This is a genomic window from Spirulina sp. 06S082, from assembly GCF_034932145.1.
Classification (GTDB): Bacteria; Cyanobacteriota; Cyanobacteriia; order Cyanobacteriales; family Spirulinaceae; genus CCY15215.
This window is the reverse complement of record NZ_JAYGHV010000482.1, coordinates 1-1403: the sequence shown is the minus strand read 5'-3', so window position 1 is coordinate 1403 and position 1403 is coordinate 1. Positions and strand designations below refer to the sequence as shown.

Below are 1403 nucleotides of genomic sequence, written 5' to 3'. Positions count from 1 at the left end.
CATTGCCGGGTTTGTCGAAGGCGGCAGCGAACCTTTACCCGCTTTGGCCGCAGAAGGTGAAGCTAAAGTGCAGGTTTTATCTGAGGAAGAAAACGGAAAGTCAATGCGGAAAATCCGTCAAGTTTCCGAGGAAGAAGATGAGGACTTAGAAGAACTCGACGACTTTGAAGAAGAGTGATTTCGGTAACTCTTATCGGTTCGGCTTTGGGACTAACTTATTTAAAATAGAGTGTTGCACCAAGCCGAGACAGTCATCCCGAGCAGCAGTCCGAATCGAAACCAGCAAGTTTGGCGTAACAGCCATTGGGGAGGTTGGCGAGTCATTGTTTTAAAAAGTTGGAGTATTGGGGGAATGGATGCGATCGCAGATCGTTCCCTTCCCGATTGCTTCCACTGTAAGAGATGGCTGCAACCTCTTCCTTCCCTCGCTTTGGGGATTTTTCCACCCACCGAGGGATCGTTCTTCTGAGTCGAGAGAGCAAAGAGTGTATGAGCGAGGAAATTGTCGATATTTTAATGGCACAAATACTGGAAAACCCGCCCTATTCTTGGTTTCCCTCGTCCGAACAAGTCGTAAGCGAGATAATCTCTCGAGCTGACATTCAACCGAGAGATTGGGTTTTGGATGTCTGTGCGGGGGATGGGAGATTGGGGTTAGCTGCGCGGGAACTGGGAGCGAGAGTGGAGGCGATCGAGATAGAACCTCGGTTTCGGCAAATTCTCTTTCAACAGGGATTGGTTTTGGTAGGTGCGGATGTTTTTCAATCCGAGCCAAAGCGCCTGTATGATGTAGTTTTGAGCAATCCTCCTTTCAGTTTCAGTCCGGAGAACCGAGGAGTGGATCTGGCAATTATCCAACACGCTTATCGTTGTTTTTTAGCGTCTGGAGGTTGTTTGGTTTCCGTGGTGAGCGCTTCTCACAAATTCGCAAAGTGTCCGAAAGCCGAGGCTTTTCGAGCTTGGATGCAGCAAGTGGAAGCCGAGTTGGTAGATTTGCCCTTGGAGGCATTTTGGGGAACGGTGCGTCCGGTGACAGTGGAAAGTTGGTTGGTTGTTGCTCGGAAATGACTCTATGTCAAATTCGCCAGCAACTCGCTCAACTCCAACTGATCCTGATTGCGATTGTCATCATAAATCATCAAAGTGTTGAGATTTCTGTGCCGCGATAGCTTCTGTGCCTTCCTTACATTCCCATCCGTCATATCCAACGCTGCCGTAATGGAACTGTGACGAATGCGGTGGGGACTCATCTTCTTAGAAATCCCTGCCTCCAGACAAGCCTGTTGCACAATCCCATAAATCGCGCTCCCCGTCAATCGATGTCCCTTGTGAGCGCGATCTAAACTCACAAATAGAGGCGATTTAACCTTTAACTCTCGCCTTGCTTGCAACCATGCTAAAAG

General features: G+C 48.8%; 3 protein-coding genes. 2 read left to right on the top strand and 1 reads right to left on the bottom strand.

Annotated elements, in window-relative coordinates; translation table 11 throughout:
- The first annotated feature begins 229 nt into the window (after positions 1-229).
- Positions 230-469, top strand: coding sequence for a hypothetical protein (locus tag VB714_RS27215; protein WP_323228466.1), 240 nt, complete (start codon positions 230-232; stop codon positions 467-469).
- Positions 470-489: 20 nt separating this feature from the next.
- Positions 490-1068 carry a methyltransferase gene (locus VB714_RS27210; protein WP_323228464.1) on the top strand — a complete coding sequence of 193 codons (579 nt, stop codon included), beginning with the start codon at positions 490-492 and terminating at the stop codon, positions 1066-1068.
- Positions 1069-1070: 2 nt separating this feature from the next.
- On the opposite strand, the gene VB714_RS27205 is transcribed toward VB714_RS27210, so the two are convergent.
- Positions 1071-1403: tyrosine-type recombinase/integrase (locus tag VB714_RS27205; RefSeq protein ID WP_323228462.1), on the bottom strand; the 333-nt coding region annotated here is incomplete at its 5' end.